The sequence below is a fragment of the Paenibacillus uliginis N3/975 genome, from assembly GCF_900177425.1.
GTDB lineage: Bacteria > Bacillota > Bacilli > Paenibacillales > Paenibacillaceae > Paenibacillus_AQ > Paenibacillus_AQ uliginis.
This window is the reverse complement of sequence record NZ_LT840184.1, coordinates 3,268,876-3,288,413: the sequence shown is the minus strand read 5'-3', so window position 1 is coordinate 3,288,413 and position 19,538 is coordinate 3,268,876. Positions and strand designations below refer to the sequence as shown.

23 protein-coding genes are annotated in these 19,538 nt (G+C 37.5%); 1 reads left to right on the top strand and 22 read right to left on the bottom strand.

The window, feature by feature from the left end; translation table 11 throughout:
- Nucleotides 1-14 precede the first annotated feature (14 nt).
- The 20 genes from B9N86_RS15460 to B9N86_RS30785 all read right to left on the bottom strand — a co-directional run bounded on the left by B9N86_RS15460 (nucleotide 15) and on the right by B9N86_RS30785 (nucleotide 17,364).
- Complete coding sequence (locus tag B9N86_RS15460) at nucleotides 15-692, bottom strand: response regulator transcription factor (protein WP_208914076.1); 678 nt, start codon at nucleotides 690-692, stop codon at nucleotides 15-17.
- A 198-nt stretch (nucleotides 693-890) separates the two neighbouring features.
- A complete protein-coding gene (locus B9N86_RS15455; RefSeq protein ID WP_208914075.1) occupies nucleotides 891-1,109 on the bottom strand; it encodes a helix-turn-helix domain-containing protein in 219 nt (72 codons plus the stop codon).
- A gap of 10 nt (nucleotides 1,110-1,119) precedes the next feature.
- Nucleotides 1,120-1,602 carry a DUF2975 domain-containing protein gene (locus tag B9N86_RS15450; protein WP_208914074.1) on the bottom strand — a complete coding sequence of 161 codons (483 nt, stop codon included), beginning with the start codon at nucleotides 1,600-1,602 and terminating at the stop codon, nucleotides 1,120-1,122.
- A 294-nt stretch (nucleotides 1,603-1,896) separates the two neighbouring features.
- Complete coding sequence (locus tag B9N86_RS15445) at nucleotides 1,897-2,523, bottom strand: hypothetical protein (protein ID WP_208914073.1); 627 nt, start codon at nucleotides 2,521-2,523, stop codon at nucleotides 1,897-1,899.
- A gap of 608 nt (nucleotides 2,524-3,131) precedes the next feature.
- The gene (locus B9N86_RS15440) at nucleotides 3,132-3,848 is read right to left on the bottom strand and encodes a dihydropteridine reductase (protein WP_208914072.1); all 717 of its coding nucleotides are present in this window, start codon (nucleotides 3,846-3,848) and stop codon (nucleotides 3,132-3,134) included.
- Nucleotides 3,849-4,153: 305 nt separating this feature from the next.
- Nucleotides 4,154-4,831 (bottom strand): hypothetical protein, encoded by a 678-nt coding sequence (locus B9N86_RS15435; RefSeq protein WP_208914071.1) that lies wholly within the window; start codon nucleotides 4,829-4,831, stop codon nucleotides 4,154-4,156.
- A 187-nt stretch (nucleotides 4,832-5,018) separates the two neighbouring features.
- Nucleotides 5,019-6,263: a DUF4153 domain-containing protein gene (locus tag B9N86_RS15430; protein WP_208914070.1), complete on the bottom strand. Its 1,245-nt coding sequence runs from the start codon at nucleotides 6,261-6,263 to the stop codon at nucleotides 5,019-5,021.
- Nucleotides 6,264-6,286: 23 nt separating this feature from the next.
- Nucleotides 6,287-6,508: a helix-turn-helix domain-containing protein gene (locus B9N86_RS15425; protein WP_208914069.1), complete on the bottom strand. Its 222-nt coding sequence runs from the start codon at nucleotides 6,506-6,508 to the stop codon at nucleotides 6,287-6,289.
- A 10-nt stretch (nucleotides 6,509-6,518) separates the two neighbouring features.
- Nucleotides 6,519-7,001, bottom strand: coding sequence for a DUF2975 domain-containing protein (locus tag B9N86_RS15420; protein ID WP_208914068.1), 483 nt, complete (start codon nucleotides 6,999-7,001; stop codon nucleotides 6,519-6,521).
- A gap of 300 nt (nucleotides 7,002-7,301) precedes the next feature.
- Nucleotides 7,302-7,649, bottom strand: coding sequence for a VOC family protein (locus B9N86_RS15415; protein WP_208914067.1), 348 nt, complete (start codon nucleotides 7,647-7,649; stop codon nucleotides 7,302-7,304).
- A gap of 687 nt (nucleotides 7,650-8,336) precedes the next feature.
- Entirely contained in the window at nucleotides 8,337-9,563 is a 1,227-nt protein-coding gene (locus B9N86_RS15410; protein WP_208914066.1) for a CynX/NimT family MFS transporter, read from the bottom strand.
- Nucleotides 9,564-10,361: 798 nt separating this feature from the next.
- A complete protein-coding gene (locus tag B9N86_RS15405) occupies nucleotides 10,362-10,520 on the bottom strand; it encodes a hypothetical protein (protein ID WP_208914065.1) in 159 nt (52 codons plus the stop codon).
- 615 nt (nucleotides 10,521-11,135) lie between these two features.
- Nucleotides 11,136-11,699: a helix-turn-helix domain-containing protein gene (locus B9N86_RS15400; RefSeq protein WP_208914064.1), complete on the bottom strand. Its 564-nt coding sequence runs from the start codon at nucleotides 11,697-11,699 to the stop codon at nucleotides 11,136-11,138.
- A gap of 487 nt (nucleotides 11,700-12,186) precedes the next feature.
- A complete protein-coding gene (locus B9N86_RS15395; protein ID WP_208914063.1) occupies nucleotides 12,187-12,672 on the bottom strand; it encodes a VOC family protein in 486 nt (161 codons plus the stop codon).
- Nucleotides 12,673-13,019: 347 nt separating this feature from the next.
- A complete protein-coding gene (locus B9N86_RS15390; RefSeq protein ID WP_208914062.1) occupies nucleotides 13,020-13,229 on the bottom strand; it encodes a hypothetical protein in 210 nt (69 codons plus the stop codon).
- Nucleotides 13,230-13,422: 193 nt separating this feature from the next.
- Nucleotides 13,423-13,563: a hypothetical protein gene (locus tag B9N86_RS15385; protein ID WP_208914061.1), complete on the bottom strand. Its 141-nt coding sequence runs from the start codon at nucleotides 13,561-13,563 to the stop codon at nucleotides 13,423-13,425.
- A gap of 664 nt (nucleotides 13,564-14,227) precedes the next feature.
- Nucleotides 14,228-15,163, bottom strand: a complete 936-nt coding sequence (locus B9N86_RS15380) for a S66 peptidase family protein (protein WP_208914060.1) — start codon at nucleotides 15,161-15,163, stop codon at nucleotides 14,228-14,230.
- 612 nt (nucleotides 15,164-15,775) lie between these two features.
- Nucleotides 15,776-16,033: a hypothetical protein gene (locus tag B9N86_RS30365; RefSeq protein WP_244562712.1), complete on the bottom strand. Its 258-nt coding sequence runs from the start codon at nucleotides 16,031-16,033 to the stop codon at nucleotides 15,776-15,778.
- A gap of 928 nt (nucleotides 16,034-16,961) precedes the next feature.
- Nucleotides 16,962-17,147 carry a tyrosine-type recombinase/integrase gene (locus B9N86_RS30790; protein WP_342192553.1) on the bottom strand — a complete coding sequence of 62 codons (186 nt, stop codon included), beginning with the start codon at nucleotides 17,145-17,147 and terminating at the stop codon, nucleotides 16,962-16,964.
- Nucleotides 17,137-17,364, bottom strand: a complete 228-nt coding sequence (locus B9N86_RS30785; protein WP_342192552.1) for an integrase — start codon at nucleotides 17,362-17,364, stop codon at nucleotides 17,137-17,139. The genes B9N86_RS30790 and B9N86_RS30785 overlap by 11 nt, the downstream gene beginning before the upstream one ends.
- Before the next feature lie 257 nt (nucleotides 17,365-17,621).
- Here B9N86_RS30785 and B9N86_RS15365 point away from each other — a divergent pair.
- Nucleotides 17,622-18,391, top strand: a protein-coding gene (locus B9N86_RS15365; RefSeq protein ID WP_208914059.1) for an IS5 family transposase whose coding sequence is annotated in 2 segments (ribosomal slippage) — nucleotides 17,622-17,958 and nucleotides 17,958-18,391 — 771 coding nt in all. Because the reading frame shifts where the segments join, the coding sequence is not laid out codon by codon here.
- Here B9N86_RS15365 and B9N86_RS15360 read toward each other — a convergent pair.
- Complete coding sequence (locus tag B9N86_RS15360) at nucleotides 18,326-18,721, bottom strand: hypothetical protein (RefSeq protein ID WP_208914058.1); 396 nt, start codon at nucleotides 18,719-18,721, stop codon at nucleotides 18,326-18,328. The genes B9N86_RS15365 and B9N86_RS15360 overlap by 66 nt on opposite strands.
- Before the next feature lie 575 nt (nucleotides 18,722-19,296).
- Nucleotides 19,297-19,521, bottom strand: a complete 225-nt coding sequence (locus B9N86_RS15355; RefSeq protein ID WP_044876916.1) for a hypothetical protein — start codon at nucleotides 19,519-19,521, stop codon at nucleotides 19,297-19,299.
- Nucleotides 19,522-19,538 lie beyond the last annotated feature (17 nt).

Below are 19,538 nucleotides of genomic sequence, written 5' to 3'. Positions count from 1 at the left end.
TTCCCTTTGAAAAGCTACTTGTTTATTCTGAGTATGTATCCCAAGCCTCTTACGGTTTGGATATATTGATCGGCATGCCAAAAAGACAGCTTCTTCCGAAGATAATGGACATAGAGCTCCACGATGCCGATTCCCGCTTCCGAATCGAGTCCCCAAATTCGGTAATAGATTTGCTCCTTCGTCACGATCTGCTCTTTATTCATGAGCAGGTACTCAAGCAGCTCATATTCCTTTTCTGTTAAAGTCAGCTCTTCTCCCGTGACCGTTATTGCACGATTTCTAACTTGAATAGCAATCGGGCCGTAGCTAATCTGCTCTTCTTGATTAACCTTGCCATAACGACGCAGCAGCACTTTAGCTCTGACGATCAGTTCGGGAATCTCGAATGGCTTCACCACATAATCGTCCGCTCCGATCGTTAACCCCTTTACCCGGTCGTTCAATCCATCCTTTGCCGTCAGACAAAGAATCGGGGTATCCACTCTTTGCTTCCTCAGCTCTTGGATGAACGTAAATCCATCAACTTTAGGCAGCATAATATCCAATATAATTAAATCGAACTCGCCGTACAATGCTTGATGCAAGCCCTCTTCTCCATTATGACATTCCGTAACCTTATGCCCTTCATCCTGCATAACTCTTGCAATTGTGTGCGATATCCCAATATCGTCCTCTACGATCAATAGCTTCATAAGTCCTCCATGGATGAACAAATATGGGATAGTGTAACATATTTTAATAGGTTTGTGAGTCTGTTACGGATAATATTTCCATTGTGTTCGGCGTGTTTGATTCTTCGTTTGTGTCTGTTTGAATCCTGCCGGGCAGCCGCGTCTTAGTTTTTATTAAGCTAAAGTGCCCCGTTAATTAAATAAATTTGTTGTCTGTTTTTATTTAGTGTCTTCGTCACTTTTGTACTCCAAAATATCACCCGGCTGACAATTCAAAGTCTTACATATCGCTTCTAATGTTGAAAAACGAACCGCTTTTGCTTTCCCATTTTTCAGAATGGAAAGATTCGCCATAGTAATTCCAACCCTCTCCGAAAGTTCTGTTACACTCATTTTCCTTTTTGCCAACATCACATCAACATTGATGATAATCGCCATAATAATCACCTCAGATCGTTAAATCATTTTCTGATTTTATATTAATAGCTTCTTGTAAAAGACTTTGGAGAACAGCAGCAAAAACGGCGATCACCATAGAGGCGAAAATAATGACCAATCCCATTGGTATGAAACTTGGAGGGTCAATTCTCTCCGCCATGAGATAGTAGAGTGGCATACCCAGCAGGTACAAGGTACTGATTGTGATGGCACAGTATTTTATATTCTTTAAAGCCCTAATGGATAATTCCGAGAATGCTTGGTTCTTATCAATATAGCTTAAAAGTTTAAAGGCTTGATACAGAGCAAAGTAAAAAGGTAGCGCTGCCGCGTACATATCGATTAAAACGAGAGGTTTCATATAAGCGATATCTGGATACAATTCTCCAGCAAAACTCCCGATCTTAGGCACTAAAAATATGCACAAAGCAAGAATTGGGATTCCAATAAGCATAACAGCCATTTTCAAAAAGAATGTTGTTCCCTGTTTCATAAAGAGCACCTCACTAATTTAATTATAAAACGACTTTAACACGCGATTTATTGTTTTACAATAAATTAGTATTGTTTTTTATTATATTTTTATTGTTAACGGAATGCCCTTTTTATTTTAAGCAAAAAAATAAAGAGCATTTCTCATTACAAAGAAATGCTCTTACTTTAAAATGTTAAATTTAAACTTGTTCAAAAAAACTGCCCGTTAGCGAAACGCGGCTACCGATCTATGCCGGCAGCCGCGTTTTAGATATTTATTAAGCTATAGTGTCCCGAGGGAGTTGAACGAAGATCAGACTAGATAGGCACCAAAATGCTCCTCAACCAAGCCAACAATAACTTCAAAAGGGGTTGAGGAATTCATTTCTATAACCTTTAGACCAAGCTGGTTTGCCTCTGCTCTTATCTGGGCATCAATCAGCATATCTCTTTTATTTAGATTATCCAGGGCAATGTGCTCGATCTCTTTTATCTCGAACAATCCTGACAATTTTTTACGTTTCTTTGCAGAAGTCATCTTAAAGTCCTGATCCGAAACCAGCCAAATCGCTTGTTTTGGGTTATCTAGAAGAGGCCCAACCAATTGAGGTGTTAGGCCGAAGCCTTCTGCTAAAATTGGCCTCTCACTTTGTATTTCAGTTAAATCACGGATAACCAAGGGAAATCGATCACGAAATGATCCATTCGCCCTGTTTAGCATTTCCTTCGGGCTAATATGTACCCAATTATCTTCCATGGAGGAGGACATTATCTCTTTAGCTCCAATTGAATGGGCAGACAGTTCCTCATGATGCTTATCCTCATGCATGTCATAATCATACAAAGAAAGGTTGTATTTCTTGACGATGTATTTTGCTATTGTACTTTTCCACGAATCCGGTGAACCGCCAATCCAAAGTAACGAATTTTTCAACTTCAACTTTACCTACTCCTTCTTCGGTTTTTTCGTCATCCTGTTCTTGAAATCACTTATGGTGATTATAGAGAACATACGTTTCTTATGCAATGCAAAACTCCAGTGCTCACCACGCTATCCTGCCCGTTAGTTTAATAAAAAGGCGTCTAATCATCTTTATTAGCCGCCGTCGCTGACATCATATCGGGAATGTAACAATGTTCTTGTCATCTGTCGGGAATGTTATCAAGTTCTTGTCATTGTGTTTTGACAAGAACTTGATAACATAAATATAAAAAGCCGCTTAATCAGCGGCTTCTATTGTTACTATGTTTTTGTCACCCGACAACCGGAATCCAAATTTCCCCAGAAACATACCCTGCCGTTCCATAATACATTTCGAAGCTAGGTCGATCTTTATTTTAAAGGACAGAAAAGAAGAAAAAAACACAATCAGCAGCGTCATATTTAACCGGGAAGATTGGAAATTCTTCCGCACTATATAGATACCTTATGTCAAAAGGCGGGTGTGAGCATAGAGTTGCTCCCCCGCCTTCTACCTGTGTTGCTCTACAATTGTGCCCATCAATGGAAAGTCTGTTATTATTCACTAATAAAATATTTTGTCTTGCTTAAATTGACAAATCAAATGATAAAAACTCAGGCAGTTGTTGTTCACGCTTGTCGAGCATAATCTGTTCCGGCTTGATGCCCTGCTCACGCAATACTTCAATGTTCTGAACGAGGAATTCGTCGCTGCCGACAACATAGAAAAGTCCATCTTTGTCTGCAGCAAGTTTTTTCACTTCTTCATAGTAATCTTTACGATTATCGACGAACAGTGATGTGAACTTCTTGCCAGGAACGGATTTGAAAATATTAGTGAACAAGAAATCTTTTGATGAATCGATGTTCAGGGAATGAATTTGATTGACATTGTCAGCACGTTCGAAATAATCAAGAACAAGCGGTCTGAAAGTTGCCAGACCGACACCTGAAGACAGCAGGTAAACATTTTTGTCTTCTCTTTTAAGCGGTACATTCGAATGAGTTTTAAATATTGCAACTTCATTGCCGACTTCAAGATTTCTTAAAATCGTTTTAAACTCAGAGCATTGCTCTCTGATGCGTGTTGTGATACCGATTGATTTTTCGTGCGGTAAAGTAGAGATTGACATGTGGCGAATCAGGCCACGGTTTGGTTTATCTCCGGCATTAAAACCTTCCAGTGCGAAGTGGGTGTGGGAACCTTCTTCCCATGTAAAGTCTTTCGGACAGTCGAGCAGGTACGTTTTAACCTCAGGTGTTTCTTCAATAATCTTATTTATTTTAGTCCAATATATTTGCATTATATATCCTCCTTACTCAATTATATGTATCGTTTTTAATATACAATAAGTGATAACAATTCTCAATTAAAAGGATTGATTATTTCAGATAATTTATGTAACTTAAATTACTAACAATTTATAAGAGGGGCTTCTCATATATCTTCCGCAATATAGTTCGCCGTTCCTTGTGGTATGGTTCAGAGCGATTGATATTCAACTAATTGCCGGTTATTTGAATAAAGCCAGCCGATCACTTTGACCGGCTGCCTTCTTGTCTTTAATGAGCTATCGTTTCCCGTTAAGGTTAATGCCTTACCGATGAGTTAAGCACAATACTTCGGTTCAATATGACACATAAAATAATACGCGATCTCATCTGGTAGTTTGCTCTCAATATGAGAAAGCCCAAACTGACCGTTCTTTTCCATTACCCCGTGGTTAGTGCCTAACGCATTATCTCCTATAAATAGAACAGAATATTCGGGTCCTTTTTCGAATTGAAATTCATTTTGCGGTCCTTGCTGGTTGAATAAAGTAAGAAAACTACCTATATCTTCGCCTTTCAGTTCTCGCAGTAATTTACTACCTCTATAAATATTGATCTGATTGATTTGTTGATCATGGGTATTGGGATAATGAGACTTCCCTTCCTCCCTATGCAGTACGTAGACAAGATATCCAGAGATATTGGTTACTAAGCCTGTATTGTTATTGCCGGCTTTTACTGCAACTACATCGTGTTCAGGATAGCCTGCGATTTCGTATACAGGTGTGCCTTCCGGTATTACAGATCCTTTCTCAACTTCACCAATTTCTGTAATTCCATTTGTGTCGGCCAACGCAAGTTTCCAAGCATTTAGATAATGCTTATCTCCGATATTAATATAATCTGCATACAATGCTTCAGACTCTAAATTAGATTCTGAAACAGGAGACTTAGGTTTTAATTGCGTACAACCAGCGATCAAAATAACCAAAAGGAAAGTGTATACAACCTTCATCAAAACCACCTCAACTTTTAAACGCTCAGAAAGCCGTAATGTTACACTATCCTGCCGTTACTTCAACAAAGCAAAAAGGAGCTGCCTCAAGGCAAGCTCCTCAACTCTCGTTCTGCGTTTATTGGAAAATTTGTTGTCTATTATTATCTTCTTACAAAGAAAAATATGCATTTACAGAGCTTTTCTATTAAAAGATTAAAGGAAATATAAATGTAACGAAAGCTGCCCAAAGTCCGTAGACCGGCAAATACTTAGTAACCGCATCCTGGATGGTTGAAGGTCCGGTTTTGTTAAGTATAAATCGCATATAGGAGAGCATAATCCAAATTAGATTGGCACAGATCAGTATGTTTACGCCTAAAACAGCAAGTCTGTTGGGCGTAATCCCATAAGAAGAGAGCCTGAACACTATGGCTGATAAAGCCACACAGTCAATGATAAGTGCAAGAACAATTAGGCCAAAATTTATATAATCAGAAATGCTCTTTTTCTCGTCAGTGCCACTCTCGGTAATGGAGAATATGGTGACGGCCAATACACTAAGGAGTATTCCGTTGAAGGATAGGAGAAAATTGCGGTCCAAGAATGGATTTTTTCCGACCCAAATCACCGTTATAAGATAGACCAACAATGTTACCAGTACAAGAGGACTAAAAATTTTGGCTATATAGGGTGCTATATTTTTAGCAAGTTTAAGGTTGCTTGATACCAGGTATGCAGCCACAATAGCGAGCGCGGCAGCACCAAATAAAACGACATTTTCAAAATAGAATTCAGATATATCCATGCCGACAAAACTAAATAACTGCATGGTTAATGCTGTTAGCAGCATTCCGCTAATTGCCATGCTGGCGTAGAGTATGCAAAATTCCCCATTAAATTTAAGATAGGCTAATCTTGTCCTGCCCATGCCATATTCATTTCCTGTAAATGCAATCCCTACTAATACCCATAAGAAAATGGGTAGGTGTAGATAAGCCAGGATAATACTGTCTTTATTCTCTAGTGGAAGCATATTCATATAAATTCCTGAGATTAGGAATAACGCTACAAGGGTGTAAAGAATATTTTTGTTGGCTGAATTCTTGTATACAAAATAGGTGGCAATAAAGGGAAGTACACCAAATACAAGGATAATAGGGGATATTGCTTGCTGTTCAACAAAATGCATAATGATCCTGGTGCTAATCCCGGCCAGAAATGCTAAAATGCCCATGAATAAGAAATCTTTCTGAAGCAAGGATGCTTTTTCTGTATTTACCGTCTCCTTGAAATGCAATCTTTCAAACCAAACGGCAAGAACCTGCGAATCAGGGTTTTGTTCCCAGGCGTATGAGAATGATTTTTTAAAAGCTTCGGGTTCTATTCTAAACATTCTCTCTAGCTCATGGGGGTTATCCATATTATCAATAAACCGATTGTTAATGTCCATGGTTATACCTTCCCTTATATTGTTTATCCTTGCGTATCTTTGTCACTTCTGTATTCTAAAATATCGCCAGGCTGACATTCTAAAGCTTTACAAATCCCCTCTAAAGTGGATAATCGAATCGCTTTTGCCTTTCCATTTTTCAATATAGAAAGATTAGCCATCGTTATTCCAACCCTCGCCGAAAGTTCAGTTACGCTCATTTTCCTTTTAGCCAACATCACGTCAATATTGATTATAATAGCCATGTTATTCACCTCAGACCGTCAAATCATTTTCTGATTTTATATCAATAGCCTCTTTTAAAAGCCTTTGAAGAACAGCAGCAAAGACTGCAATCACCATTGAAGCAAAAATAATGACCAATCCGATTACTATGACGCCCGGAGCGTCGTCTTTTTCCCCAATGAGATAAAAGAGTGGCATGTCTACAACATACAAGATACTGATTGTAATTGCACAGTATTTTATAGTCTTTAAAGTCTTTACAGATAAATCCGAGAAAGCTTTATTCTTGTCAATATAGTTTAAAAGTTTAAAAGCTTGATACAGAGCAAAGTAAAAAGGTATTGCTGTGACATACAAACCGATAAAAACGAGATATTTCAAAAAAGTCATATCTGGATACAATACTACTGCATAATTCGCTATCTCAGGCACCAAAAATATACACAAAGCAAGAACAGGAATTCCAATAATAATAACAGCTATCTTTAAAAAGAGTGTTGTTCCTCGTTTCACAAAAAAAGCACCTCACTTAGTTATTGTCAATTTGACTTTAACATATATTTTATCGTTTTACAATAAAAATTTAATGAAATGTATTATATTATTGTTGTTACAGGGATATCCTTTTTCTAACAAAAAAAGCATTCCTCATTGCAAAGAAATGCTCTATAACTTTAAACATTCAATTTATAACTTATTGAACTAATTGCCCGTTAGCTTAATAAAATGAGCAGGCTGCGACAGCCTGCTCAAAAAAATGTGCTATTCACCTATAGTTTCCCATTAGCTCAATAGCAAATGAATTAAAACTCGTTATTTCTCCCAAAGCTCAACCAGTCGACCTTCAGGATCTTCAATCCAAATAAACTTTCCAAATTCACTAATCTCTTTTTTCTTTGCAAGAGGTACACCAATATGTTCAAGATGCTTAATAGTCTCGTTTAGATTATGCACTTGGAAATTTAACATCACTTGTTGTTCTGTTGGAAAAAAACTGTCATTCTCGGTAAAGAAAGAAAAGATAGTCTCATTTCCTAATTGGGGTTTTATCACAGTCCCATTCCAATTTTCTATTTCAATCTTCAACACTTCACTGTACCATTTTTTTATAACTTCAAGATTCTTAGTTCTCCAAAATATTCCTCCGAAACCTTTTATCATTGTATCCAACTCCTGTCTGTCATCAAATTTTTAGCTATCCGATTACATTAGATATTCAAGATTTAAATTTAAGTTCCTTTTTCAACTATACTGCCCGTTACTTCAATGAAAACGGCAGCTATCGTTTGACCGGCTGCCTTTATATCATGATTCAACTATCGTGTCCCGTTAGCGTAAGACACTACACAATTTCCTGGTAAAAATCTTCTAAATCTTTTAACAAGTCCGGTATCGCATTTATCATGATCGCGCAAGACACAAAGACCCCTTACACGAGGGGTCTTCAACTTTTTTCATGTTAGTCCACGGCTTCCAATAATAATAAGTTGCTGTTTGGTATCCTTTGCATAATTTAATATTTGATGAGCAGGGTCTCCCTAGAGGTGAACAGTTTCTGTAAAAATCCCTTCAGATACTAATTTGGATTTGGTTTGTTGCAGTTGTTCTAAACTCTCCCTCTCCATTTCATTCAACATTTCTTCCAAGTAATTCTTCTCTGGTATATATGTCATTTCTCTAGTTACATTTACATTACTGACATTCACCAAAGTAACTTGAATTTAAATTTTTTTATTATTAGCAATTTCAACGGTTGCATCAAGGATATTATTAGTTATTTCAGATTTATCAATGGCCACAAGAATTTTCTCAAACATTTTGAATCATCTTTTTCTTTGTAAGTCGTAGTTACTTTTTAGGTGCACCCACAAATTGGTTCTTTGCTGCACCAATACCAAACAAAAATAGTAATACAGAAGCACCAAGTAATATGAGGAGTGGCAGGGTCCAACTATTTGTCCCATCATGCAGATATCCAATCAACGCTGGACCAATTGCTGCAAGGAGGTATCCGATCGATTGAGCCATTCCAGACAGTTCAGCAGCCTGATGAGCATTTTCTGTACGCAAGCCGAAAAACATCATGGACAAACCAAAGGCGAAGCCTCCACCAATTCCAAGTATTATGATCCACAACAGAATTATATTGGTACTTCCATAAAGTAGTCCGAGTGTTCCCGTCAAAAGTAAAATGGTGGTGATGGTCACTAACGACCGTTGGCTAGACATGCGCCCAGCAATAACGGGGACAATAAAGGTAAATGGAAGCAGAGCCAGTTGCATAATTGAGAGATACCATCCTGATTGACTCGAATCAATTCCTTGCTGTTTTAAAATTTCAGGTAACCATGCAATCAGCACATAGAATATCATGGATTGTATGCCCATAAACAAGGTTACTTGCCAAGCAAGGGACGAACGCCAAACATTCACATCATTGTTGATTGATTCCTTGTTGCGAGAGGTGGATACTTGCTTTGATCGATTTCTAAATTGCGGTAACCAACAGAGAATTGATAAAAAGCTTAGAATACCCCAGATTCCCAATGCGCCTTGCCATTTTAAACCTGCTCCCACTGCTAGTGGTACACTGATTCCAGAAGCGATCGCTCCACATAAATTCATTGAAATAGAATATATACCTGTCATGGAGCCAATTTTATTTGGAAAATCCCGTTTGATTAGACTTGGCAATAATACATTACACACTGCAATTGCAAATCCAAGAATCGCTGTCCCAATGTACAGATTAGTTGCCCCAGATAAAGAACGTATTATAATACCAACGGTTAAAAAAATAAGAGCAAAACAAATGACGGGTTCCACTCCATATTTTCGTCCTAATTTTGGAACAAGAGGCGATAATAAGGCAAAAGCTAGCAATGGCACCGTAGTTATCAAGCCTGCTAAAGTATTTGAAATATGAACGTCATCCCTAATGAGACTAACTAAAGGACCGACCGAGGTTAAAGGAGCACGTAAATTAGCCGCAATAACAATAATGCCTAAAATTATCAGCCACGTAGAAGATGGAACGGCTTGTTTTTTCTGGTTTTTTTCTATTTGATTCGGCATTCTAAATTTCTCCTTCCAAAATTAATCGTACTCTTTGTTTCCTGCCGATTGATATATTTTTCACTAATAATTCGCGCGAATACAACAAGTATATTATAATATATTTTTTTATACAATAAGTATTTTATAACATACCAAATCAGGTCGTGATATCTTGAAATATAACTTTTTCTAAAAACAAAAAACAACAAAGAAATTCCCATGTAACATGGATTTCTTTGTTGTATATGTGAAAAGAAAATAAAGTTATAGACTGAAAATTAAAATATTAGACTCAGAAAATATAGTTGTAGACTAAGCCAAGGTACTTTTGACTTAATCGCCATGTTCCACTGCAGCTTCTTCGTAATAATGGTGCTTAACGGCACTGTCCGACGGATCGTTCAGCAGCAAGCCTGGGCGTCACGGACAGCTTGTTTTGAAAGTTCAACATATATAGCTAGGAATCTAACGAATACATTCGCTATTACAACTACCGCTATACAGAGTGTTTGTGTGGCTTGCCACCTAACGAATACCGACGAGCTTCATAATGAAAAAACCTCAGCTGGGTTAACCGAGCTGAGGTTAATAAATTAACTTTTTTTGTTTTTTTCACTTTCTACTTGGCAGGGAGCACTTCATCTTTAGTTGCTACCACTGTTGGAGTCTTTTAATTCCGTTGACTTTCGCATCAGGTGCTTCGAATACCCCTCTAATTGGGACTAGAGTCGCACCTTACTTAACAATTGTGGGTTGACTGTAGTTTTGATCCTTACCGTTAATAATAACGGTAGCTTCTTCATAGTAAGGTCTCGCTTATGCTTTAATAACTTCAACCTTTTTATCCCCTGCTGTCTTCGCTACCTCTAACGTTGTTTTACCTTGGGCAGCGCCTATCACGCCAGTAGCCAGCATAGAGACGATTAAAGCTGCGCTGAGGGCTGTGAAAATTTTCTTTCTATTGCGATTGACCATAACCATACCTCCGATATCTATTATGTAATAAGCGGCTCAAGACTATGACGAGCCGAGGGTAACTACATGACTGTGAAAAGGAGATAGTCCAACCTAAATTTACATGGTGTCCATCACCCAACACTATGTTCCGTTAATCAATATCAGTTATTACTTAGACTTCACTAATTAATTCCAATATTTCACTTTTTTTGTTGGGTAATCCATCTGGTGATTGTATTATAACGTACTGACAATGATTGTAAAAGGATTTTTTCCTTGTGTTCAAAAAAATAAAGTATTAGACTCGGAAAATAAAGTTGTAGACTAAGCAAAGGCACCTTTGACTTCATCGTCATATTCCACTGCAACTGCTCAACACTCCTAGTGCTTGAGGGCACTGTCCGGTGGAACGATCGGCAGCATGCCGGTGCGCCGTGATCAGTTTGCGTAGTCTAATACTTTATTTTTCGATTCCAACTTACTATAGTTCTCATTTTTACCCTCAGTCTAATACTTATTTTTCATAAACTGACGATTTTTCAACTTAAAAATGCCGCTACAGCAACAACTCTAGTCTAACACTTTATTTTGATCTAACAGTATATAAAAATAATCCAGCAAATTTTTCGAATATTACATTCCATATTTTAATGAAATATGGAGCACTGCTTCGCTATCCGTATGATTAGTATAAGAATGTGGACTGTCTGCACGGAAACTGATCGAATCATATTGATTCAATAAATAAACCTCTCCATTAACATGAATTTCAATGGCACCTGTCATTACTGTCGCAATTTCAGTTGAATTCATATGATGACCTTCAGGGTAATACGAGCTATTTGGTTGTAAATAAGCACGATACATTTCAATATCGTAACTTGCGTTTTTAAATATTGGTTCAACAATCCAATTCTTATGATCGCTAGTAAACCGCAACCCCTCACCTGCTCGGTAAAGACATACAGGATCTTCAGATTTGAACAAGGCCATAAACGGTAAAGAGAGACCTTTTGAAATTCTCCATATAATGGCAATTGTTGGATTAGTTTCGCCACGCTCAATATTTCCAAGCGTGAGTTTACTTACACCAGTCAACTCCGCTAATTCCTCTAGGCTCATGTTCTTTTCTTTTCTGAATTTTTTTAGGGCAGCGCCGACTTGTAATATAATTTGCTTTGAATCATCGACTTCCATTTAAGTTCCACCTCTATAAAAGAATTATTATTGCTTAGTATATTGCTTATCGAGACTTTTTTCAAAACCAATACTGCCTTAATTAATACCAAACGTTTTTTTCACACGGATAGTGTTAATTGTGTACAGCACTTCTATCCAAAAGACTGATTACTAATGAAGATATTCTGCCTGTTAGCTTAATGAATAGCTGTAAACTTCAGTTAGATATTTATCTATTCGGTAATCGGAGCATGTTCTTGTCCTTGACTCGGGACAAGAACTTGTGCCGATAAAACAAAAAAGCCGCTAAATTAGCGACTTTCAATGGGAATATGTTCTTGTCCCCCGACAACATGTTTCAATATAAGTAGGTTTATTTAAGTCTGTAATCTTTGGTTTTCTGAAATCTTAAATATACTAAAACTTGACTTTGATTAGCTGGTTTAGGCGATGCTCTCGACTTCCCCTAATAAGCCATCACTACCTTGAAAATCTATAGTGCTAATTATTTATTATTAATTACGCTTCTTACAATACTAATTGGAGTTGAAGACCTCTCTGCTACCTCTTCAAATGTCATACCCGTTTCATAATATCTCTTTATTACCACATTCATCGGTTCGCCTAATTCTATAATATATTTATCTGGATCATACACTCTAAATACTCTTTGCCCCCAAGGTTGTTCAAACATGTCATGAACGAATTCAATCTGATGATCTTTAAGTTTTTTACATATCTTATCTATGTATTCTACTTCGAAGTACAGTTCAATTTGCTGCTTCCTGTTACCTATCAATTCGATTTCAGCCTTGTTATCTCTAAATATGTTTTGATGTGCTACGTCCTTCTTCCATATTGAAAAGCCACCAACGTATCCGATATTGACACCATAGTCTATCTCTATTTGTTGGTCTAAAATCTCTTCATAAAACATCCGTGAAACTGCTATATCCTTAACAAATAAAACTGATGAGATAAATTTAATCATCTTTTTCCTCCCATGTTTTTAATATATGCTTTCGAGAGTTTCGCCTAAAGTCTAATTTGCGAATTTAGCAAATAATTCCATCTGTGGAATATTCGCAAATAATTCCATCTGTGGAATATTCGCAAAAAGTATTAAACTATCCTGCCCGTTAGCTTAATGAACTAAAGCAGTGAAATGTAGTTAAATGCTTATCTAATCGGTAATCAGACTAGGTTATTGTCCTTGGCTCGGGACAAGAACTTGTACCGTAAAAACAAAAAAAGCCGCTAATTGCGACTTTCAAAGGGAACATCTACTTTTCCCCCGACACATGTACGTACCGGTTCCGGTCATTTATAACACTCCCTTCACTCTTTCTTTTTTTTGAAGAAATCGAACTTGATCACATAATCAAAGAGAAGGGTGATTGCAACAGCTCCAAGTGGAATCATTGCGTATGCCCAAGGCGGATTATTTGGAGCTTCACCAGGGGGTGCATCAATTAAAATCTCAAAAAGAACAACACAGTAAATTACGGCCAATACAATACCTGTTACGTTCCTATCTTTTTTACGCATAGCTATTTTTCACCTCCCTTAACATGAACAACCACTGAAAATAAATCCTCTTATGAAAATTCAAAATAATTATATTGCTTTAATTGTATTTAAACCATTTTCAAGCAACAATATGAGTTGGCCATGCCACGAGCATTCCTCCAAATCCATATGGGTAACTATTCCACAATTTATTTTAACACGAAATTGAATTCTACTGCCCGTTGGTCCGCCCCCGCCCACGCAATGCAGCAGTCGCCGGATTATCGCCGTTTAAGACGGCAAAGTCGTCAGCAGTCTGAATCCAACAGGCGGCGCTTGGCGGAGGTATATTCATCCATGTCGCGGTGCCCATAAAAAACTGTAATCCATAATTGAATTATTCTGCCCGTTAGCTTAATGATCCAAGTGCATTCTTTTACATACGGCAGATCAGCCTTTAAGCCATATTGTTGCTTGCTTCTTCTCTGGTAAGGAATTCTTGTTTACTGGCTAGTAGAAGCTTTACGATATCCAAGGTTCAACAATTCTCGAAGTTCATTTCCGATCTTAGCGCGGAGGATGCCCCATTTATCTGCGTCATAGTAGCTTGTAGGATCTTTTGCAAGGTTTACAAGCTTTCGTTGTTAGTGTGCTTAAAGGAATTCTCATGGTTTTTTCAGATTGTCTTTTTTGATTGTTCCAAACGTAGCAATTTCCTACACTTTTTCTGAAACTGCCCATAATTTCTGTTTGAGTAAAATTCCGAGTCCGTAGTAATGGGTACACATTTGTGTCATAAACCCACAATGGGGTCACTTTTGTGTCATTAGACATGTTCAATTCTGCCCCCATGTCCGAAGAAAATAAAGTTTTAGACTGGATTTGTTGATCCTTCATGGATTTCTGAATTGTTGAACCGTCAGGCTCCGAATAATAAGTATTAGACTGACTCCAATATAGAAATCAGCGGCATTCTTGGACTGGAAAATAAAGTCACAGACTGCCGCTTGTTGATTGAACTATCGTTTCCCGTTAGCTTAATGTTCTACCACTTCCAAGGAAACTTTTGATGCATTGGCTTCAATTTTAACAACCCCACCGATAGGAAAGGTAGCAAAAGGAAACTCATGACCGAAATCTACATTAGAAATGATTGGAACGTTTTTCAATTGTTTTTTCGTTGAAATCATTCTTCGTATAGTATTTATATCCATTTTGCAACTATCCTCAAAGCGCCCAATTACAATGCCTTTCACTTCATCAAAGCCTGATGTTTGAATGAGTGATTGGAGGTTTCTTTCGAACTCATATCTGAAATAGTCGCCTACAATGTTGTCATCCTCAAGGAATAATATCTTATTTCCGAGGTCAGGCATGAATTCTGTTCCTTGCAAAAGGTTTAAAGTACAAAGGTTGCCCCCAACAATTTTTCCCTGGGTGAAGCCTTCTTGGATAACATAATATTCCTTTGTATGTTTCGATGGCTCAATAATAAAGGTCTCGTTCTTTAATAGACATTTTTCAAAGTAGGCATTTGTGTACTCAATTTCTTTGTTAAATCCAAAGGATGAGAAATGTGGTCCATGATAAGTGATTAATCCTGTCTTAGCATAAATGGAATTCAGCAAAGCAGTAATATCAGAAAAACCGCATATTATTTTGGGATTCCTTTTTATTAACGAGTAATCTATATATTCTAAAATCTGGTTCACATTGAATCCGCCGATACAAGTTAGTATGGCTTTAACATTTTTATCAAGAAACGCGTCATGCAAGTCTTCAATACGAGAATGAATACTCGAAGAATCAATTTCATCAAGCTCACTACAATTTTTTGAAAACGAAATTTTAAACCCCTTATTTGTGAGAAATTTTAGGGCTTTATCAAACACCTCCTGCCAAATAATGCTTAGGCTTCTTGAAGGTGCAATTACCCTTATTTCATCTCCAAAATTTAGTTTATTTGCAATCATCGAATTGCCCTCCTTAGGGTCCCTTTATGCAGAGCTGAACTTTATATAGTTTGTTGAGTTATTCTACCTTGATGTCTTGACGAAGCTGTTAACATTTAAACATTGCGGCAGCTTTGTGGTTTCTGTCATGATTGTCATTTCTTTATCCCTCCGTGCTTTTAATTGCTAAAACAAAAAACGCGCTGGACCCTTGGTCCTGCGCGTTGTATCTCGCAGGATGGGTAGCGCGAAAAGCGTTAACCCATCCCCAATTTTTGAGGAATGTGTTAACGCTTCTTGTGATGATAGGGTTGTTTCAAGACCAGATTAATCATACGTATTTCCCCATTTCATCAACATTATGGTAATAATAACCGTATCCTTATAGATTAGTCAAGGATTAAACTACCCTGCCCATTAGTTGAATAACACTTATTCTTCTCCTGTTTTCTCACTAGCGAGTTTATTACATTTCACCACACCCGACACATTGTAGGTAACTTTGTGTCATTAGACACTATCAATGTCTATATGTTCTTATCGTCGGAGATAAAGATACGACCGGATTTAGTGTACTGCGCTCCGTACTGCGCTCCGGTCGTATTTTTGTTATTTTCAATTTAAAACCTATCATTATGAGCTATACATTGTCGGACTATGTTCTTGTCCTTTACGGCAATCGGGACAAGAACTTGTACCGATAAAACAAAAAAAGCCGCTAAAATAGCGACTTTCAATGGGAACATGTTTTTGTCCCTCGACAGCACCCTTTTTAAGTTTAGGATTGAAATAATCCTCTTGAAGCCCTCCTGTGCTATATAGAAACTCAAACAGCCCTCTTTCCCTTAAGGTCTGACATGAGATATTCAGATGAATGACATCTTCCTCCATCAAAAACTTAGGAATCCGCTTATCCAGTTTAGCTCGCGCAGTTTGAGCGAAGGATTGTCAGGTAAATAGGTTTCTTCATATGCAAATCGGATTAAGGATCGTACAAAACGGATGCGATAGCTGCTCGGCTTCAAGTGATCGGACTGCTTAGCTAAGTATTCCTTCAGCAGATTCAGTGATATCTACATCCCCGAGGTCCTTAACCCAGTATCTTGAGTTGCAAAGCATAAGCTCGCAATGTATTTGGGCTTAACCCTTGGATTCGTTTGTCTGCCTCAAGATGACGCCAAAGTTCACTTAAAACCATAATAAAACCTCCTATTAAAGCAATTAATTCTAGTTTGCTTTCTAATAGAAGGTTTTAGTCTTGATTTCAACCAGCGTTTCCCTTTAGAATCCAGTTTCTCTAATCTACCGATAAAACATCACCCAAAGATAATAATAAATCAATTATGAACCATACTCCAAATCCAATATAAAATATGGAAATACATGTAATTATCTTGTTAAAGCCTTTATTAATAATTACAGCGAATATGTAGAAGAAAATAGAAACTAATAGAGGATTTTTCCAGTACCCCATACCAAAAGAATATTTGTAAAGAAAGTAAACAGTTGATATTAACCAAAGTATTAGTGAAATATTAAAAATAATCTTTTTAGTTTTCATTGAATCTATCCTTCCAATTTATACTCTATAATTATAATTTTAACATATCATATGTTAATCATTATAAGTTAAATTATGGTACTATTATGCAAGTCATAATTGTTTCCTTTCTGCCCGTTATGCCATTCAAATTGTAGGGTTTCATCATAAAAACTTACAATTTTACTATCGTCCATGGTCGGCCCCATCTATTCAACTAACCTGCCCTTTAGTTGAATAACGGCGGACTTTAAGGGGAATCTCCTGTTATTCAAAATGCTAAAAAAAACGACGATAAAGTTCTCGTCGTCGTTCGCCGCGTAGCTGAGCATATATTTGAGTGGTTGATGCTTTTTCATGCCCTAGCATGCCTTGAATGAAATCTAAAGGTGCTCCATTATCGAGGAGTTGGCACGCATAGGTATGACGAAATCGATGCGGATATAGATTTACTTCAACGAACAAAGCGAATCCGGTGTCCTTGGCTACTTGGCTTCAACCGATTAGATTGTTTCGCTAAGTACTCCTTCAGCTGAGTTAAAGTTATCTCGGTTATATCCAGGTCACCGAGTTCCTTCATCAGCATTTTGTGCTGGAGAGCGTATGCTTTCAATGTTTTCGGACTAAATCCTTGGATACATTTATCAGTCTCATACAGTCGCCACAACTCACTTAAGATCATAACAAAACCTCCTATTAGAGCTATTAAATCTAGTTTGCTTCTAATAGAAGGTTTTAATCTTTCTGATTTGAACTAGTGTTCCCCGTTAGGATCTAAGCGTCCAAAGCAGATTCTTTGAGGTAAATCCAAATTCACAAGATTTTGAAACAATTTTGAAAGAATCACATTATCAATCTTTTCAATATCATCATACTTATATGTAGCTAGGGCCTGTCTTCAAACTATAAAACTAGCATTATAAGTGGTAAAATCAGGTTATGAAGAGACGATACGAAATACATGACGATCAGTGGGAACTTATCAAAGACGTGTTGCCAGCCGAACGAAAGAAACAAGGAGGACGACCTGCAAAAAATAACCGGACCATGCTCAATGCCATGCTCTGGATTGCTAGAACCGGCGCGCCTTGGCGCGATTTACCGGAGTATTATGGTCCCTGGAAATCGGTTTACACTCGGTTTCGTCGGTGGCAAATGTCAGGCGTATGGGAGCGAGTCCTTGAACAGATTTCGATTGAACCCGACTTCGAAAATGTGATGATCGATGCGACGATTGTTCGCGTTCATCAACATGGAGCCGGAGCAAAAGGGGGCAGCAATTTCAGGCAATCGGCCGCTCCAGAGGCGGATTAACAACCAAAATCCATGCAATTGTAGATGCGCTGGGTAACCCTTTGCGTTTTGAACTCACCGGCGGCCAAAATCATGATTGTGTGACCGGTTATGACATGTTGAAATGCATGGAACTCGCTGGAGCAAACGTGTTGGCTGATCGAGCTTATGACACCAATGATATTCTCGATTTTCTTCATGAGCAGCAGGCTCAGCCCGTGATTCCGTGCAAAAAATCTCGTAAGATTCAGCGTGAATGTGACTGGTGGCTCTACAAAGAACGTCATGAAATCGAATGTTTTTTCAACAAGATTAAACACTACCGCCGGATAGCTACCCGGTTCGATAAATTAGCCTGTACGTTTAGAGCTTTTTTGACAAGGTTTGGTTGGCTTAGGTTTGAAGACAGGCCCTAGTTCATTCCTTGAAATTATTAGTGGCTTACCAAAATATTTCGATAATTCTGAGATAATTTGTTCTTGATCATTATCATTTAGATTTTTAAATTGAGCTATAATTAAACCAAGCTTCGTTTCCACATTTTTCCATTGTAAAACAGTGCGATTTTGAGGTGGAGATTGTATAGCAAAAATTTCAATAATATCAGCAATAGCTAATCTAAGAATAGGGCTCTCTTCTGTTTCAATAAATAAATAACTCTGATTCATTTTTCTAGAAATGCCTCGAACAAGTTCATCCGTATTTTTGACCTTAATCACAACAGAATGTTGTTCTTTTTCAATCAATAAATTGCTGCTTATTTATCGTGTTATGCAATTTATCACCTTATCTTTGAGAGTATATTCACGAAATACCATAAACTCTTTAGAATGTATTAATCAGTAATTCTGTACTCTCTCACTAAACTATCCTGCCCGTTAGCTTAATGAAATTGCATGGAAACATAGTTAGATACTTATCTAATCGGTAATCGGCTCATGTTCTTGTCCTTTTCGGCAATCGGTACAAGTTCTTGTCCTCGACTCGGGACAAGAACTTGTACCGATAAAACAAAAAAGCCGCTAAAATAGCGACTTTCAATGGGCCTATGTTCTTGTCCCTCGACATCTTTCGAGATGTGTCACATTTCGTATCCTCTGTGTTTCTTAGTAAAAATTAAATTGATCGATTTTCGAGATGTGTCACATTTCGTAAATCGTGATAATTACAAACAAAAGGAGCCTCACTGGCTCCTTTTGTTCTACGAACATTAAAAAATCCCCGTTTGGGGATTATAATAATTTTTTGCGGTCTTCAATACCTTGGTTATAAATGTTCAATATTGTGGCAAGATCAATTGTTGTGCTCTCTATCCTTTCAACTATTTATTCTTCTGCTTTGCAACTTGCATACCGCCGATGATAAGCATGATAATCCCAATTACTGCTAGAATAATCCGAACTAAGAATGGACTCAATGAAAACACAGTTTCACCTTGCCAGTGCAATCCGAACAACCTTTCATTCAGCCCCACAATCGCCAATAATGGCTTAAGAAACAAACTCAGCGCTAATAATACTATCCCCCAAATAATATTGCTATTCATTGATTCAAAACCTCTTT

Bases quoted from the DNA above. Each gene is read 5' to 3' on its own strand.
- B9N86_RS15460 (WP_208914076.1), bottom strand. From the start codon at position 692: ATGAAGCTATTGATCGTAGAGGACGATATTGGGATATCGCACACAATT.
- B9N86_RS15455 (WP_208914075.1), bottom strand. From the start codon at position 1,109: ATGGCGATTATCATCAATGTTGATGTGATGTTGGCAAAAAGGAAAATG.
- B9N86_RS15450 (WP_208914074.1), bottom strand. From the start codon at position 1,602: ATGAAACAGGGAACAACATTCTTTTTGAAAATGGCTGTTATGCTTATT.
- B9N86_RS15440 (WP_208914072.1), bottom strand. From the start codon at position 3,848: ATGCAAATATATTGGACTAAAATAAATAAGATTATTGAAGAAACACCT.
- B9N86_RS15435 (WP_208914071.1), bottom strand. From the start codon at position 4,831: ATGAAGGTTGTATACACTTTCCTTTTGGTTATTTTGATCGCTGGTTGT.
- B9N86_RS15430 (WP_208914070.1), bottom strand. From the start codon at position 6,263: ATGGACATTAACAATCGGTTTATTGATAATATGGATAACCCCCATGAG.
- B9N86_RS15425 (WP_208914069.1), bottom strand. From the start codon at position 6,508: ATGGCTATTATAATCAATATTGACGTGATGTTGGCTAAAAGGAAAATG.
- B9N86_RS15415 (WP_208914067.1), bottom strand. From the start codon at position 7,649: ATGATAAAAGGTTTCGGAGGAATATTTTGGAGAACTAAGAATCTTGAA.
- B9N86_RS15410 (WP_208914066.1), bottom strand. From the start codon at position 9,563: ATGCCGAATCAAATAGAAAAAAACCAGAAAAAACAAGCCGTTCCATCT.
- B9N86_RS15405 (WP_208914065.1), bottom strand. From the start codon at position 10,520: ATGGTCAATCGCAATAGAAAGAAAATTTTCACAGCCCTCAGCGCAGCT.
- B9N86_RS15400 (WP_208914064.1), bottom strand. From the start codon at position 11,699: ATGGAAGTCGATGATTCAAAGCAAATTATATTACAAGTCGGCGCTGCC.
- B9N86_RS15395 (WP_208914063.1), bottom strand. From the start codon at position 12,672: ATGATTAAATTTATCTCATCAGTTTTATTTGTTAAGGATATAGCAGTT.
- B9N86_RS15390 (WP_208914062.1), bottom strand. From the start codon at position 13,229: ATGCGTAAAAAAGATAGGAACGTAACAGGTATTGTATTGGCCGTAATT.
- B9N86_RS15385 (WP_208914061.1), bottom strand. From the start codon at position 13,563: ATGGGCACCGCGACATGGATGAATATACCTCCGCCAAGCGCCGCCTGT.
- B9N86_RS15380 (WP_208914060.1), bottom strand. From the start codon at position 15,163: ATGATTGCAAATAAACTAAATTTTGGAGATGAAATAAGGGTAATTGCA.
- B9N86_RS30365 (WP_244562712.1), bottom strand. From the start codon at position 16,033: ATGGAGGAAGATGTCATTCATCTGAATATCTCATGTCAGACCTTAAGG.
- B9N86_RS30785 (WP_342192552.1), bottom strand. From the start codon at position 17,364: ATGATCTTAAGTGAGTTGTGGCGACTGTATGAGACTGATAAATGTATC.
- B9N86_RS15355 (WP_044876916.1), bottom strand. From the start codon at position 19,521: ATGAATAGCAATATTATTTGGGGGATAGTATTATTAGCGCTGAGTTTG.